General features: G+C 40.7%; 12 protein-coding genes. 9 read left to right on the top strand and 3 right to left on the bottom strand.

Annotated features, from left to right (window positions below):
• Nucleotides 1–9: 9 nt before the first annotated feature.
• From HC179_RS02240 to HC179_RS02220, 5 genes are all read left to right on the top strand, one after another.
• Nucleotides 10–993, top strand: coding sequence for an ABC transporter ATP-binding protein (locus HC179_RS02240; RefSeq protein WP_168862853.1), 984 nt, complete (start codon nucleotides 10–12; stop codon nucleotides 991–993).
• The gene (locus HC179_RS02235; RefSeq protein ID WP_168862852.1) at nucleotides 990–2,009 is read left to right on the top strand and encodes an ABC transporter ATP-binding protein; all 1,020 of its coding nucleotides are present in this window, start codon (nucleotides 990–992) and stop codon (nucleotides 2,007–2,009) included. The genes HC179_RS02240 and HC179_RS02235 overlap by 4 nt, the downstream gene beginning before the upstream one ends.
• On the top strand, nucleotides 1,982–4,675 hold the full coding sequence (locus HC179_RS02230) for a cyanophycinase (RefSeq protein WP_168862851.1): 2,694 nt from the start codon (nucleotides 1,982–1,984) through the stop codon (nucleotides 4,673–4,675). Before HC179_RS02235 ends, HC179_RS02230 begins: the two co-directional genes overlap by 28 nt.
• Before the next feature lie 37 nt (nucleotides 4,676–4,712).
• Nucleotides 4,713–5,882, top strand: a complete 1,170-nt coding sequence (iadA, locus tag HC179_RS02225) for a beta-aspartyl-peptidase (protein WP_168862850.1) — start codon at nucleotides 4,713–4,715, stop codon at nucleotides 5,880–5,882.
• 68 nt (nucleotides 5,883–5,950) lie between these two features.
• Nucleotides 5,951–8,020, top strand: a complete 2,070-nt coding sequence (locus HC179_RS02220) for a sigma 54-interacting transcriptional regulator (RefSeq protein ID WP_168862849.1) — start codon at nucleotides 5,951–5,953, stop codon at nucleotides 8,018–8,020.
• A gap of 76 nt (nucleotides 8,021–8,096) precedes the next feature.
• On the opposite strand, the gene HC179_RS02215 is transcribed toward HC179_RS02220, so the two are convergent.
• Complete coding sequence (locus tag HC179_RS02215; RefSeq protein ID WP_168862848.1) at nucleotides 8,097–8,279, bottom strand: hypothetical protein; 183 nt, start codon at nucleotides 8,277–8,279, stop codon at nucleotides 8,097–8,099.
• Nucleotides 8,280–8,632: 353 nt separating this feature from the next.
• Here HC179_RS02215 and HC179_RS02210 point away from each other — a divergent pair, with 353 nt between their 5' ends.
• The 3 genes from HC179_RS02210 (at nucleotide 8,633) to HC179_RS02200 (ending at nucleotide 11,892) form a co-directional block, all read left to right on the top strand.
• Nucleotides 8,633–10,054, top strand: a complete 1,422-nt coding sequence (locus tag HC179_RS02210) for an alanine/glycine:cation symporter family protein (protein ID WP_168862847.1) — start codon at nucleotides 8,633–8,635, stop codon at nucleotides 10,052–10,054.
• A gap of 327 nt (nucleotides 10,055–10,381) precedes the next feature.
• The gene (locus HC179_RS02205) at nucleotides 10,382–10,891 is read left to right on the top strand and encodes a DinB family protein (protein ID WP_168862846.1); all 510 of its coding nucleotides are present in this window, start codon (nucleotides 10,382–10,384) and stop codon (nucleotides 10,889–10,891) included.
• A gap of 149 nt (nucleotides 10,892–11,040) precedes the next feature.
• Complete coding sequence (locus tag HC179_RS02200) at nucleotides 11,041–11,892, top strand: VOC family protein (RefSeq protein ID WP_168862845.1); 852 nt, start codon at nucleotides 11,041–11,043, stop codon at nucleotides 11,890–11,892.
• 215 nt (nucleotides 11,893–12,107) lie between these two features.
• On the opposite strand, the gene HC179_RS02195 is transcribed toward HC179_RS02200, so the two are convergent.
• Both HC179_RS02195 and HC179_RS02190 read right to left on the bottom strand, forming a co-directional pair.
• On the bottom strand, nucleotides 12,108–12,287 hold the full coding sequence (locus HC179_RS02195; RefSeq protein ID WP_168862844.1) for a hypothetical protein: 180 nt from the start codon (nucleotides 12,285–12,287) through the stop codon (nucleotides 12,108–12,110).
• Between the two features lie 130 nt (nucleotides 12,288–12,417).
• Nucleotides 12,418–13,386, bottom strand: a complete 969-nt coding sequence (locus HC179_RS02190) for a ring-cleaving dioxygenase (RefSeq protein WP_168862843.1) — start codon at nucleotides 13,384–13,386, stop codon at nucleotides 12,418–12,420.
• A 203-nt stretch (nucleotides 13,387–13,589) separates the two neighbouring features.
• On the opposite strand from HC179_RS02190, the gene HC179_RS02185 reads away from it, so the two are divergent.
• A complete protein-coding gene (locus tag HC179_RS02185; protein ID WP_168862842.1) occupies nucleotides 13,590–14,855 on the top strand; it encodes a hemolysin family protein in 1,266 nt (421 codons plus the stop codon).
• Nucleotides 14,856–15,553 lie beyond the last annotated feature (698 nt).

The following is a 15,553-nucleotide window of genomic DNA, read 5'->3' as shown; positions in this document are numbered from 1 at the left end:
GCAACATAGATGGACAAAGTGCTTGAAATTAAAGATTTAGAGGTTAGCTTCAAAAGTGATGGAAAGCAGTTGAAGGTGGTAAATGGGATATCCTTTGACGTTCACAAGGGCGAAACGCTTGGAATTGTAGGGGAATCTGGTTGTGGGAAGAGTGTCACGTCCCTTTCAATCATGAGGCTTTTACCCTCGCCACCAGGAAAAATAACAGGTGGATCCATTCATTACCAAGGAGAAAATCTATTAGAAAAAAAAGAAAAGGATATGCGAAAAATTAGGGGTAACGAGATCTCTATGATTTTCCAAGAGCCGATGACATCGCTTAATCCTGTCTTTACAATCGGAAAGCAATTGGACGAAGTGTTGCTTTTACATAATGATATAACCAAAAAAGCGGCACGAGAGAGATCGATAGATATGTTGAAACTAGTGGGGATTCCGCGTGCAGAACAAATTTACGAAGCGTATCCTTATGAGCTTTCCGGTGGTATGCGTCAGCGTGTGATGATTGCCATGGGTCTTGCTTGTCAACCAAAGCTATTAATTGCAGATGAACCGACAACGGCTTTGGACGTAACCATCCAGGCGCAAATTCTTCATTTAATGAAGGATTTAAAAGAGAAGACCGATACCGCCATTATGCTGATTACTCATGATCTTGGAGTGATTGCAGAAATGTGTGACAGGGTCATTGTTATGTATGCAGGAGAAATCGTGGAGGAGACGGATGTTGATACATTGTTCAATAACCCTAAGCATCCATACACGATTGGTCTGTTACAGTCGATACCGAAGATTGGGGAAAAACGGGACAGACTTCGTTCTATACCGGGACAGGTTCCATTAGCTGGAACCATTACAAAGGGTTGCCGTTTTGCTGATCGTTGCAGTAAGGCGATTCCGTTGTGCAGGGAAGAGGATCCAGAGCTGCAAGAAGTAAACAAAGGTCATTCCTGCAGGTGCTGGCTTCATGCGGATAGGAGTGTAACTGTATGAATAAACCATTGTTAGAAGTAAAAGACCTTAAGATTTATTTTCCTATTAAGAAAGGTATAAGACAAAAGGTTGCATCTTATGTAAAAGCAGTAGACGGTGTTTCTTTTTCAATCAACGAAGGAGAGACGTTAGGTCTAGTGGGTGAGTCCGGTTGTGGAAAATCAACAACAGGACGAGGAGTCGCCCAGCTGCTAAAGGTGACAGAAGGTAAGATACAATTCCAGGGGGAGAATTTGCGCGATTTCTCGGTTAAAGAAATGAGAAGCAGGCGCAAAGACATGCAATTGGTATTTCAGGATCCTTATGCATCACTTAATCCTCGACTAACAGTAGAGCAGATCTTAGCTGAGCCTTTAAAGGCTCACGGAGTAGAAAAAAACAAACGACGAAAATTAATGGAAAATATCATGGAGGTATGTGGGTTAAATAAGAACTACCTTCACCGATATGCCCATGAATTTTCAGGAGGTCAAAGGCAACGTATAGGAATTGCCCGGGCACTCATTTTAAAGCCTAAACTGATTATCGCTGACGAACCAGTTGCGGCTTTAGATGTATCTATTCAAGCGCAAATCTTAAATCTTTTGAAGGATTTGCAGGAGGGATTCGGGCTGACGTATCTATTTATCTCCCATGACCTTAGTGTTGTTCAACATTTGTGTAATCGGGTCGCGGTGATGTACTTAGGTAGAATCGTAGAAATAGGAGATGCGGATAAGATATTTGAAAAAAGGCTTCATCCTTATACAGAATCATTAATCGATGCCATCCCTATTTCTAACCCTAGAGAGCGGAAGGAAAGAAATATTCTTCAAGGCGATGTACCTTCCCCAGTGGATCCGCCTAAAGGATGTGCGTTTGTAGGTAGATGTCCAAAAGTAATGGCACAATGTCATACCGAACGTCCTGAATTGTTAGAACACTCGGATGGTCACCATGTCGCCTGTCACTTGTATTCTCCGGATAATAAAACATTGGAGGTATCCTCATGCTCAGAAAGCAGTGGAAACGTTTAACGAAGATGCTTGCTGTTTTGCTATGTGGTGCTTTATTATTTCCTGCAACAAACGGGTATGCAAAGCCTTCCCATGTCCATGATACTAATTTGAAGGGATTGCAAGTGCATAACGGTAAATTGGAAGGGCAATTCAGCCCAGAAACAAAGGTATACATGGTGAAAACGAACAATGACGAATTGTTGTTATCTATTTCACCAAAAGCGGTTAATGCCAAGGTGGCAGTAAATGGGATGAAAGTAAACCATCGAAAACAAGTGAAGGTAAAAATGCCATCAGGTCAAAATAGTGTCCGCGTTGATATATCTACTCCCCGTGATATAACAGACACGTACACGCTCATTGTTCAGAGTCCAGATTATGATTTGAGGGATGTTACGCTTATTCAGACTGGAGATGGCTCCGTTATTCAAGATTATAAGCTTGGATTCCAGGAGGCGCAGGTAATGGACGGGGTAGAAGCATATTTGATGTTTTATTCTAAAAAGAATTTTAATGAAGTCTGGAATTATATAAAAACCTTGACTCCTGAAGAAATAGACCAGCATTTGACTACACAAACTGAAGGGGAAAACAAGAACAAAATCTTTAAAATTACTAATCTAAGCTATGCAGACGGAGGGGGAAATACCTTCCGCTCTGGGCAATTAGATGTAATGTCGGGAAAACCATTGAGTGTAGGTGATTATTATGCTTATGCAGCAACTATTGGAGAGAATGGGGTTTTGGGGATGACAGGGGCAGACCGAACCATCAGCATCTTGCCTTATCCTACCAAGGTGGAATTACAGGGTAGCGGAAATCAAATTGATAATTATTCGGTGACATTTGAACAGGCAGATGATGAAAATATTTCTCACTATTTCTTATTTTACTCTTCAAAAGGACTAACAAAGCTCGTAGAACCTCTAATCAGAGGCGAGAGTTTAGATTTTCTTAAAAAGTTGGAGCGAGAAAGCAGAGGGAAATTGCTATCACTAGATGATGTTGGTAATGGACCTGTATCATTTAATCATGATCAAAAAACAATCGAGGGAGATCCTTTAGGCAGTAGCCTGTATTATGCCTATGTGGCAGAGGTGAGTGAAGAAAAGGTACTCGGGTCAAGTAAATCTCTTAAGATGATTAACACCAATACTATGCCTGTTCCTCTTAAGGTAATCGGTGACGGTCAAGGTACCTTGCTGCCTGCTGGCGGAGCTACAGGATCTACAGATGCATACTTTGATGCAATTAGAGAAGCGACAGGTGTAGAGCGCCCGCGGATCGCCATTTTTAATAGTTCCAGAGATTCCGCGGACATTGCATATGACCATTTTCACCTTGATGATGGGCCATATTTAGCACTTGAAACCGAGTTTAAGAATAGAGGCTTTGAACCTGTTTATATACCGCTTGCAATAGACACCTTTGACTTTGTCGCCTATGATGACTATTTTGTCAATCTTGTGAAAAGCAGTCATGCAGTGATGTTGCAGGGTGGAGATCAGATGAAGCATGGTAGATCCTTGCTTGAGGGAGACGGGGCTGCGACTCCAATGCTGGAAGCAATACGATATGTTCATGATAATGGTGGCGTGATAGCAGGGACAAGTGCAGGTGCACATGCAATGAGTAACCCGATGTTTGGTGTAGGGGACAGTTTTAAAGCCTTGGTCATCAATGAGACGGAAGTGAAAACAATTTCGGACGTCCCATTGACTGGTTTTTTGGATCCAACCATTCCTGGAAACAATTTTCAAATAGCTGGGCTTGGTCTGATTGAAAACGTCCTGACCGACACTCATTTTGATAAGCGTGGAAGATTGGGCCGCCTGCTGGTCGCGATGCGGGATACCGGCCATCAGCTAGGATTCGGACTAGATGAAGGAACGGCAATAGAATTAAAAGGTGATATCGGAAAAGTGGTAGGGGAGAACGGGGTGTGGATACTCGATGCAAGCAACGCGACCTTTAATGAAAAAGGGATGGTGCCAGGCTTTGAAGCGGAACATGTCATCGTTCATCACCTTACTGAGGGAGATACCTTTAACTTGGTCACTAAAGAAGTGACCCCCGGTGAAGGTAAAGAACAGGTGTATCAAGATGAAGTTAGTTTATATGATAGTCCTGACTTATTCGGAGAAGATTATGAATCTACCAAATCACTTCTCTCTTTTGTAAAAAGTTCTGAAACAGAGCAGGTCACCACTATCAAAGATAGTGCATTCGACCAGGTTTTTACGTTACAATGGGCAAAGGATGATATTTCAAAATACTACCAAAGTGATGAAAACTATAAGCCCGAGGCCCTGAACGCTTATAAAAAAGGAACGGTGACGAATGTTTCACTGTCAATTTCAGTAGAGACAGCGTCGCAACCTGTGGAAGTTAGCAGCGTTCAGACCTATTCCTATAATGATACGTTCTTTATTGAATTTACCGGTCCGGTAGATCCTACGGCAGTTAGCGAGGGAAATGTAGATCTGAATGGCTTGGCGCATGCACCAGGCTTTCCAAAGTACCTTTCTGCTACTAATGAAATCGAAGTGCGTGCCACCTCTGATTTCCCGGTTGGGCATGAAATTACAATAAGAAATTTAAAAGATGCTGACGGGGAGCCCGTACCGGATCAAACGTGGAAAAGGGTGTTAGAAGGTCGCGGACAATGGGAAAAGGTGAATTAGCTTTTCAAGACAGATAGAACTGAAGGAGACTTCTTACATGATTAAGTTATTGAAAAACGGGACGGTGTACAGTCCCGAATATCTAGGAAAAAAAGATATTCTCATTGTCGATAAACGGATTGCAGCAATAGAGGATAACATACAGTTTGAAGAAAGCGCTCATGTAGAAGTGCTCGATGTAACAGGTCAGCTTATCGTACCAGGCTTCATCGATAACCATGTGCATATCATGGGTGGGGGCGGGGAAGGGAGCTATCGGACTCGCACCCCTGAGCTAGTATTGTCAGATGCTATAAAGGGCGGCATTACAACCCTTGTAGGTGTCATTGGAACAGATGGCACCACCCGTACAATGACTAGCCTCGTAGCAAAAGCAAAAGCGTTAAAAGAAGAAGGAATTAGTTGCTATGTTCACACTGGTTCCTATCAGGTCCCTGTAAAAACACTGACAGGGATGATAGAGGATGACCTGATTTTAATTGAAGAAATTATCGGTGTCGGAGAAATAGCCATTGCTGACCACCGTTCCTCCCAGCCTGGGTATGAGGATATCGCCAAAATCGCTGCCGCAGCCCGTGTTGGTGGGATGCTTTCAGGCAAAGCAGGAATTGTGAATATGCATCTTGGGGATAGTGCCAGTAAGCTCTTGATTCTCGATGAGGTTATCGAGAAAACGGACATTCCTATCCGTCAATTCTTACCCACCCATATCAACCGTAACCGGGAATTGTTTGAAGCGGGTATCTCCTATGCAAAAAAGGGAGGCTACGTGGACTTTACCACTTCCAGTATTGCAAAGTTCATTGAACAGGGGGAAACGAAATGCAGTGTCGGGCTAAAAGAGATGCTCGACAAAGGTGTGCCGATCGGTCAAATTACGTTCTCCTCTGATGGACAGGCAAGTTTGCCAGAGTTTGATGATGACGGTGAGTTTATCGGACTTCAGCTTGGAAGGGTTACTTCCTTATATAAAGAAGTAAGGGAGGCCATTGTGGAACAAGGTGTGGAGCCTGCAGATGCTTTAAAGGTCATCACGGAGAATCCGGCAAAAGTTTTGCGCCTCACCTCCAAAGGAACGCTTGAAGTCGGGAAGGATGCTGATGTCGTGATAGTGAATGAATCTTCATACGAAATCGAATCTGTGATTGCACTTGGCCAAAAAATGATGTGGAATAAAAAACTGCTTGTAAAAGGAACATTCGAATAAGTTATAATAGTAGAAAAACACTGTTGCCTAAAACGACAGTGTTTTTCTATAGATGGAGGTGTGTGGGAATGGGTTTAAAAGCGAGGGAACTGACACTATTAGCCGGGTCAGAAGAAACGAGAAGAACACTTGATAACCAATTGAATGAAATCATCGGTGATTTTATCCGAATTCGCAGTTATTCCGTTGATGCCCACAAAGTAACAAAGGTACACAATCAACTGATTATTTTATCCTCCCATTTAATTGAGGAGGAAGCCAAAGAATATATTGGAGACAATTGTACAGTGCTAGTAGCGAGGCGAATTGTTAACTTCCTTAATATTGATAAAATATACAGTGTCGCAAGAGGCGAAAAAGTACTTTATGTAAACGACTTTCCGGAAACGGTCCAGGAAGCGATCTCTTCCTTTGAAATTCTCGGAATTAATCACCTTCATTTAATCCCCTATTTCCCTGGCAAAAAGGACGAAGAACAAATAAAGATTGCTATTACGCCGGGTGAACTTGATCTCGTACCTCCTTATGTGGAAGAAGTGATCAATATAGGTCCAAGGCTTATCGACATTACGACCATTATTACGATATTAAACAGGCTAGGTCTTTTAGAGGAAAAACAGGATCAGGTTTCTAGTAAATACATAAGTACCATTACAAGATTGAGTAAAAGATTAGGGGACGCAAACCAGGAAGCGAATAAAATCAGTGATCACCTGAAAAAGGTGGTAAACGGAGTAAATGACGGTATTTTGGCCGTTAATCAGCAGGGCAGGATTACAGTCTATAATGAGATATTGGAGCGTTTTCTTAGGGTGCCAATGAAAAAAGCGGTCGACCGACATGTCCGAGATGTAATTTCTGATCACACCCTTTACGATTTCATCATGAACAGACGAGAGGAAGAAGAGGACGGATATTTTACCATTAATTCTATGAGTTTTATGGTCCATCGTTTTATGATAGATCCTCAAGGAACCATTGTAGTCACTTTTAAGGATGCAAGTGAAACAATAGAAATGGAAAAACAATTAAAAAGAGAATTGGTGAAAAAAGGGTTCTATGGCAAGTACCATTTTGGAGATATCGTAGGTAGTCATCCCGAATTACTCCGTACCAAAGAAATAGCCCGCAAGCTTGCTAAAACAGAACTAACCATCCTTATACAAGGGGAGAGTGGGACAGGGAAAGAATTATTTGCAAGCTCCATCCATAATGCTTCTAATCGAAGTAACGGTCCTTTCCTTGCTGTGAATTTCAGTGCCCTTCCAGAAGATCTAGTGGAAAGTGAACTTTTTGGGTATGAAGAAGGTGCATTCTCAGGAGCGAAAAAAGGAGGGAGAAAAGGATTATTTGAACAAGCAAACGGAGGCACCATTTTCTTGGATGAAATAGGAGATATCAGCTTGAAGGTCCAAGCGAGATTACTTCGTGTTTTGCAAGAAAAAGAACTGCTTCGCATAGGAGGAAATAAAATTATCCCTGTGGATGTTCGGGTAGTAGCAGCCACAAACAAGGACTTGCTTTCTTTAATGGAAGAGGGGAAATTCAGAGAAGATCTATATCATCGTTTAAAAGTCCTGTTCTTACAGCTTCCTGCGCTTCGTAAACGAAAAGAAGACATCGCACACCTTATTCAACATTTCATTCAACAAAGCGATCAACCTGCCATAAAACTGGAATTCGAAGTATTGGAGAAACTCAAGGAATATAATTGGTACGGGAATATCCGTGAACTAAAAAATACATTAGATTATATGCTTGCTGTGTGCGAAGAAAATACGATAAAGGTGGAAGATATACCGAATGAAGGGTTCTTCCAACAGGCCAGAAAGAGTATGAAAGAGGTGGCCGCTGCTCAGGAAACTGCAGAACCTCCATACATTCAACAAGATTTGAACGAGGAATTGAATAATTTAGTAGAGATCATCTATCAGTTACAACGGAAAGGGAAAACTGTCAGCCGGAGAAAAATATCGGAAGAAACAAAAAATGGGGAAAGTTTCTTAACTGAGCAACAAGTGCGGTCAAGGCTTGAAAGATTAGAAGAGATGGGGTTAATTGAGAAAAAGCGGGGGAGACAGGGGACGAAGCTAACCGTATTCGGAGAAAAAACCTTCCATATGAAAAAAAGGCAGTAAGCGGATGAATGAACCCACTTACTGCCTTTTTTTAGTGTTCAGAAATCAAGTGAATTTTTAGTACTTGAAATCTGCTTTAAACGCCCATTTTTCTTCTAGTGTTGCTAGGTTTTTTCGTTTGTTGGCTTTTCATTTTTTGTGTTCCTTGTGCACTATTAAAGTTCCCTTTGCCGCCAGCTGCTTGTTTCTTTTTATTCTCCAATTGCTTTTTCATCGCTTCTTGCAGACTGATTTTCTTAGGTTCATTACTTTCTGTCATACAGCTTCCTCCTAATGGTCTTATTAGTAGATTTAGTATAAACCATTTCAGCAAAGAAAGGTAATAAGAATTTACTGGGTTTAATTTGAATGAACAAAATTTTGAAAATGGAGAAAGTATTTAATTCAATAATAATTGTTGAAACTATTTTAGTATAGTGATAAAATTATAAAAGTATTATATAACACTTGTTTCTTATTATTACTGGCCTGTAATAACAACAGTCTGATAGATAAAAGTATTTAATAGGAAAACTTTAAAGCTTTTCTATTAAATATTTTTATTGAGAAACAAATATTGGGAGCGCTACCAATATTGCAAGTGTTGACTCTTACAGAAAAGGTGTGGACATCATGATAGACATAATTATTGAATGGAGTAATAAAATCCTTTGGTCTTATGTTCTTATTGCTTTATTGGTTGGCTTAGGGATTTACTTTTCTTTGAAATCAAAATTTGTTCAGTTTACACAGATAGGTGAGATGTTTCGGTTATTAAAAGAGAGTCCGACATCAAATGAAGCGAAAAAGAGAGTGTCGTCCTTTGGTGCCTTTTGTATCAGTGCGGCAACTCGAATAGGTACAGGTAACCTTGCAGGTGTGGCAATTGCCATCTCTCTTGGAGGTCCTGGTGCTGTATTTTGGATGTGGGTAGTTGCGCTGTTCGGTGCGTCCTTAAGTTTTATTGAAAGTACGCTTGCGCAGGTATACAAGGTAAAGGATAAGAGCGGATTCAAAGGTGGCCCAGCCTACTATATGCAAAAGGCAATGGGAGCACGTTGGATGGGTATTTTATTCGCTGTCTTGATTACATTCTGTTTTGGACTGGCATTTACATCGGTTCAGGCGAACACGATTACCGTCGCATTTAACGAAGCCTTTGGCGTGAATCGCTTAGTTCTTGGGTTAGTACTTACGGCAATTGTAGCTATGGTAATCTTCGGAGGAGTAAAGAGAATTGCCAAAGTTTCACAAGTCGTCGTGCCAGTTATGGCTGTTTCTTATTTGTTGTTGGCGCTCTATGTCATTGCGATCAATATCGGAGAAATTCCAGGATTAATCGGTGTGATTATCTCCAGTGCTTTTGGTTTAAACGAAGCGGTAGCCGGTGGTATCGGTGCTGCCATTATGAATGGTGTAAAACGCGGACTGTTCTCGAATGAAGCTGGTATGGGTAGTGCTCCGGTTGCAGCGGCAACTGCTGACGTAAGTCATCCTGCCAAACAAGGTTTCATTCAGACGCTTGGAGTTTTTGTGGATACTATCTTAATTTGTAGTGCAACAGCATTCATCATACTATTGGCAGGAATTCCTGGCGGAGAAGAAATGGAAGGAATTGAGTTGACACAGGTGGCGCTAGCTGAGCATGTTGGGCCTTGGGCGAGCATCTTTATAGCGATTGCGATTCTATTATTCTGCTTTAGTTCCATTATTGGAAACTATTATTATGGAGAATCCAATATAGAATTTATTAAAGAAAGCAAAACAGCGATTATGATTTTCCGCTTTGCAGTTCTTGGTATGACAGTCTTTGGTTCAGTAGCTAGTCTGAGCATGGTGTGGAACCTCGCAGATTTATTCATGGCATTGATGGCTATCACTAACCTTATAGCATTAGCCTTTATCGGAAAGATTGCTCTTGCTGTTCTGAAGGACTATCTAAAGCAGCGTAAAGAAGGAAAAGACCCTGTATTCTATGCGAGTAATATCGAGGGATTAGAAAATACGGAATGCTGGGAAGATGAGTCACCAAGTGTTGAGGAAAAAGGTGCTTAAATGTAAATGTTAGATATGTAGCTGCAGGATCTTGATGAGATCCTGTGGCTTTTTTCTTTGTATAAATGAAAAACAACTAGAGTAGTGGAGACTAAATACATTTATTTTCCGAAGCGGCTTATTTATTTTCCATTCGACAAAAAATACGAGCCGTAACCACTAGTTTATTTTCCAAATCACAGAAAATACTTTCCAAAAACCAAAAATACATGCCGTTCGACATTTCCTAACAAGAATCTACAACTCCTAACATGGCCAATTTAGAAGGGTTTTATCTAAATATGAAGAAGAGTATAAGGGAGAAATTACAAAGGGGATGATGAAAAGATGGAAGAAATTTTATTTAAGCAAATGCAATTTGTGCGAAAGAGAACCATTGCTTCTCTTGATGCCACACCTGAATATTTAGCAGATGAGATGCCGGGAAATGTGAAAAATTCAATCAGGTGGAATTTGGGACATATATTTGTTTCACAAGATACATTACTCTATCCGTTTATTGGAGAGGAACACAATGTACCAAAGGATTATCTTGAATTGTTTGCAAGAGGGTCAAGCCCCCATCAATGGAAGACGAGTCCTCCTACTTTGAAAGAGATCAGGAACTATTTAGTTGAACAGCCTACTCGTATTCAAAAAGACTTTGAAGGAAAGTTAGAAGAAAGAATTCAACAGCCGTTCAAAATGGGAGATTATGAGCTTACAACGCTTGGGGAGCTGCTGAGCTTTGCAATCTGGCATGAAGGTTTACATCAAGGAGCAATAAATACCATTAAGCGGGCAGCTGGGACAGAGGACCTTTGGAGCAAGGTGACAGAGGAAAATCAACTCGTATAGTAGAATTTAGTGTAAGGTGTGGCTGTATAGTCACACCCTATTTTCTCAAAAAATAGAAGTAATTGTATCAATCTAGAAACAAATGTGATAAAATATCTTTAATTCAAGATATTTAATTTCGAAGTAAAAAACCAAGGAGGAATCTATCCATGAAACACTTCCATCAAAGTCCTACCACTTACGTGCAGGATGTCATGTTAAATGTAGAAAATCTTCAACGCTCCATTGATTTTTATACAAAAATAATTGGCTTTATTCTATTAGAACAAACAGAATCCCAAGCGGTATTTTCGGCAAATGGCCAGACTCCGTTGTTGACTATAGTACAACCACAAAATATTAATCCCAAGCAGCACCGTACTACCGGCCTTTATCATTTTGCACTTCTATTACCATCAAGAGCAGACCTAGGAAGCATCCTCCACCATTTCATCGACAATAGTGTCCGCCTCCAAGGAGCCTCAGATCATCTGGTAAGTGAAGCAATATATTTGGCAGATCCAGATGGAAACGGAATTGAAATTTATAGAGATCGTCCGGCTGAGGAATGGAATTGGAATGGACCAGAAGTGGAGATGGCCTCGATAGCCCTTGATGTGGAAGACTTGCTAAAAGAGGGGCATGATATCAAATGGGATGGACTTCCAAAAAAAACCGTGATGGGGCATATTCACCTTCACGTTGCTGAACTTAAAGATACCGAGCAGTTTTATACGCAAGGACTCGGATTTGAAGTTGTCACACGCTATGGAGCCCAGGCATTGTTTATGTCAACAGAACGCTATCATCATCATATCGGTCTGAATACATGGAATGGGGTCGGAGCACCGGCACCTGAAGAGAATTCCGTGGGCCTTGAATGGTTCTCATTGGCGTATTCAAGTGAAAAAAGTAAGCTGGCTGCAGTTGATAGGCTGACATCATTAGGCTATATAGTAGAGGTTTTGGATGGCCAACACTTCGTACAGGATCCTTCAGGCAATAATATCAAACTCGTATAAACAGACTTTATGTAAGGAGTCTGTTTTTTAGATTGTATAAATAATGAGTGCACATTATTAAAAAGGTTAAATGAAAAAAGTACCTTCAGCTCTTTCTAGAAATGCTAGCGTTCATCAGCGAGCTTGAAACCTGCCTACCACTCCTCTATTTAAAAACCCCGGAGTGTCGACGCCTCCGGGAATTGTTTGAGTATATAAAATTAGTTCAAGGATTCTTATCGGTTTATAAGATTCCGTACCCCCCTATAGATTAAAGCAAGTGAGAATACTAGAACAGTAACGATACCAAGAATACTAGTGATCGGCTCAAGAGCAGCAAACGTTCCTGTCATTGGTACTCTAAGAAGCGCAAAACCTGCTAGCATGGCAGCGAAAAACAGAATGATTCTTTCCATATAACACCCTCCTTTCCCTTTGCTATCACTATATGTGTATAGGCTTCAACTTGTCAGCGTTTTCAAAATATTTATTTTTCAACAAAAAAAGAGCTGAAATCAACTATTCAATTTCAACTCCATTATCTATTTAGTTAATTTCAAGCGGTCGTAAGCTTGCTTCGATTTCTTCTCTTTTTGGTTCTAAAAATGGAGGAAGCGCAAGTTTTTCTCCCATTGATTTTAGCGGTTCGTCTGCACTGAACCCAGGTGTGTCTGTGGATAGTTCAAAAAGAATCCCATTAGGCTCTCTGAAGTAGAGTGCTTTAAAATAATATCTTTCTACTTCTCCTGAGTTCGGAAGGCGAGTCTCTCTTACTCGTTGTACCCACTTTTGGAACTCCTCTTTGTTTGGAACGCGGAATGCTACATGGTGTACGCCACCCCGTCCTATTCTTTCAGGTGGAAGATCAGGCCTTGTCTCAATATGCACTTCTGCTCCTGGCCCGCCTGCCCCTGTTGTGTACACTTCAATTGCAGGGAAATCCCCTTTAGAAGAAGGATATGACCCTTTATGCTGAAAGCCAAGCACATTGGTTAAGATGCTTGTGGTCGGAAGAGAGGATTTAACCGTCAAAGTTACTGGCCCAAGTCCAATAATGGCATGTTCTTTCGGAATGTCTTTCTTTTCCCATGGAACACCTGCTGGTACACCCATTTCTCCGTTATCAGCCACTAATAATAGCTTAGTTCCTTCATAATCTTCAAAAGCTAAAGTGTCCCTGTCTGCACGCTGTTTTATTTCTTCTTGTTTTATGTTGAGTTTCTGAAATCTCTGTTGCCAAAAACGAAGTGATTCGGTTGTTGCCACCCGCAGGGAAGTTGAAGAAATGCTCGAAACGCCTTCATGTGTTCTGCCCAGTCCTGGTATATCGAAAAAGGTAATCTCTGTTCCAGGATTTCCTTCTGCATCACCATAAAACAGATGATAAGAGGAGGTGTTATCTTGATTAACGGTCTTTTTTACAAGTCGCATTCCAAGAACCTCTGTGAAAAAATGATAATTCTTTTCTGCTTTGGCAGTTAATAAAGAAACGTGGTGTAAACCCAATAATTCCATAGGTTATCACTCCTTTTATGAAAATGGTTTTATTTAAGATATCTCGAATTCAAGATAATTATAACATGGCTTTTTCACATTCTCAATAGAAATAAATTTTTAGAAAAATACAAAATTTTTATGTGTTTTTCTGCTTTTTTATTGCTAAATTTCCCGTTTCAAAATATATTTATTATATATATATGTAGGAGAGTGATGAGAACTTGGATAGTATACCCTATGACTCGATAATTTTATTAGGGGCATTGTTAATATTATCAGGATATTTTTCGGCATCTGAAACGGCTATTACGAGTGTGAACAAAGTGCGACTACGTAATCAGGCAGACAACAATGCAAGAGCAAAACGCTCATTAAACATGGCAGAAAACTTTGATCAAAGTGTTTCTACAATCCTAATAGGTAATAATATTGTCAACATAGCAATGGCAGCTATAGCTACAAACATTGCTACGCAATTATACGGCCCTGGTGGCAGTACATTAGCAATCACGACAGGAATTATTACGATAATAGTCCTTGTTTTTGGGGAGATTTTGCCGAAATCTTTAGCAAAACAATATGCAGAAAAATATTTACTAATAATATCTGCTTCTTTAATGACAGTCATGAAACTCTTTTATCCAATTACATGGTTGTTCGTCCAATTAAAAGTAGGTATCAAAAAACTTCTTGGTGCAGATAAGGAGGAGCCTACCGTAACAGAAGAAGACGTCATAGCGATGGTGGAAATTGGGGAAGAAGAAGGGACTTTTCTCACACAAGAACGAGAATTACTGCACAATGCAATAGCGTTTGATGATATTGTCGTGAAAGATATCCTTACGCCAAGACCAGATGTAGTGGCCATCTCGGAGGATACGTCTATTGAAGAAATTAAAGACATTTTTATAAAAGAGCAATATTCACGCTTACCTGTATATCAAGGGTCCATAGATAATATAATCGGAGTGATTTCACATAGAGATTTCTTTGCCCAATACGTGCAGAACCCGAATTTTTCATTAAGAGAAATTGCACGCAGTCCGTTTTTTGTCATCGGTTCTGCCAAAATATCTAACCTTCTTAAGGAGCTGCAGACTTCACAAAATCATCTGGCCATCGTTCTGGATGAATATGGTGGGACTGCGGGTATTATCTCGATTGAAGATATTATTGAAGAGATTGTTGGGGAAATTTGGGATGAGCATGACGAAAATGAAAACTTGGTGGAAGTCCTCGATGAATTGAAATTCCGTATGGATGGACGTCTTCCTGTGGAAGAATTTACGGAGCTGCTTCAACTTGAAGTAGCAGAATCCACGGCTAACACGTTAGGTGGTTGGATTTCTGATATGCTCGGCTATCTTCCGAAAAAAGGAGAAAGAGTGGAGTGTGAAAGCTTCGTCATTCATATAGAAGAAGTAAAAAAGCATCGAATACAAAAAGTAGTTGTGGAGAAAAATGTAGACATTGTTTTCTCTGCATAATATTTTTTAAAACCCTGGTATATACCAGGGTTTTTTATTTGATAAGTATTAGTTCCCGGATCATTGAGAATTTTTGGGGAGTACAGAGAATCAAGGGAGTTAATGAGGACAATGTTCAGGGGGATTGGTGTTGCCAGAGAGTCATAGGAGTTCAATGAGGACAATGTTTAGGGGTATTGGTGTTGCCAGGGAGTCATAGGAGTTCAATGAGGACAATGTTCAGTGGTATTGGTGTTGCCAGGGAGTCATAGGGTCGCAATGAGGACAATGTTCAGTGGTTTTGGTGTTGCCCGGTAGTCATAGGGAGCGTATGAGGACAATGTTCAGTGGTTTTGGTGTTGCCCGGTAGTCATAGGTTTTCAATGAGGACAATGTTCAGGGGTATTGGTGTTGCCCTGGAGTCATAGGGTTTGAATGAGGACAATGTTTAGGGGTATCGGTGTTGCCCGGGAGTCATAGGCAACGTAGGAGGACAATGTTCAGGAGTTTTGGTATTGCCCGGTAGTCATAGGGTTTAAATGAGGACAATGTTCAGGGGGATTGGTATTGACCGGCAGTCATAGGGTTTCAATGAGGACAATGTTCAGGGGGATTGGTGTTGCCCGGGAGTCATAGGGTTTAAATGAGGACAATGTTTAGGGGTATCGGTGTTGCCCGGGAGTCATAGGCAACGTATGAGGACAATGTTCAGGAGTTTT

It is taken from the genome of Bacillus sp. RO1, assembly GCF_012524115.1.
Lineage (GTDB): Bacteria > Bacillota > Bacilli > Bacillales > Bacillaceae_I > Sutcliffiella_A.
Note: the sequence above shows the minus strand (reverse complement) of the source record. Positions and strands in the feature narration are given on the sequence as shown.

What these genes read in the sequence shown, in the direction of transcription:
- HC179_RS02240 (WP_168862853.1), top strand. Translation starts at nt 10, where the DNA reads ATGGACAAAGTGCTTGAAATTAAAGATTTAGAGGTTAGCTTCAAAAGT.
- HC179_RS02235 (WP_168862852.1), top strand. Translation starts at nt 990, where the DNA reads ATGAATAAACCATTGTTAGAAGTAAAAGACCTTAAGATTTATTTTCCT.
- HC179_RS02230 (WP_168862851.1), top strand. Translation starts at nt 1,982, where the DNA reads ATGCTCAGAAAGCAGTGGAAACGTTTAACGAAGATGCTTGCTGTTTTG.
- iadA (WP_168862850.1), top strand. Translation starts at nt 4,713, where the DNA reads ATGATTAAGTTATTGAAAAACGGGACGGTGTACAGTCCCGAATATCTA.
- HC179_RS02220 (WP_168862849.1), top strand. Translation starts at nt 5,951, where the DNA reads ATGGGTTTAAAAGCGAGGGAACTGACACTATTAGCCGGGTCAGAAGAA.
- HC179_RS02215 (WP_168862848.1), bottom strand. Translation starts at nt 8,279, where the DNA reads ATGACAGAAAGTAATGAACCTAAGAAAATCAGTCTGCAAGAAGCGATG.
- HC179_RS02210 (WP_168862847.1), top strand. Translation starts at nt 8,633, where the DNA reads ATGATAGACATAATTATTGAATGGAGTAATAAAATCCTTTGGTCTTAT.
- HC179_RS02205 (WP_168862846.1), top strand. Translation starts at nt 10,382, where the DNA reads ATGGAAGAAATTTTATTTAAGCAAATGCAATTTGTGCGAAAGAGAACC.
- HC179_RS02200 (WP_168862845.1), top strand. Translation starts at nt 11,041, where the DNA reads ATGAAACACTTCCATCAAAGTCCTACCACTTACGTGCAGGATGTCATG.
- HC179_RS02195 (WP_168862844.1), bottom strand. Translation starts at nt 12,287, where the DNA reads ATGGAAAGAATCATTCTGTTTTTCGCTGCCATGCTAGCAGGTTTTGCG.
- HC179_RS02190 (WP_168862843.1), bottom strand. Translation starts at nt 13,386, where the DNA reads ATGGAATTATTGGGTTTACACCACGTTTCTTTATTAACTGCCAAAGCA.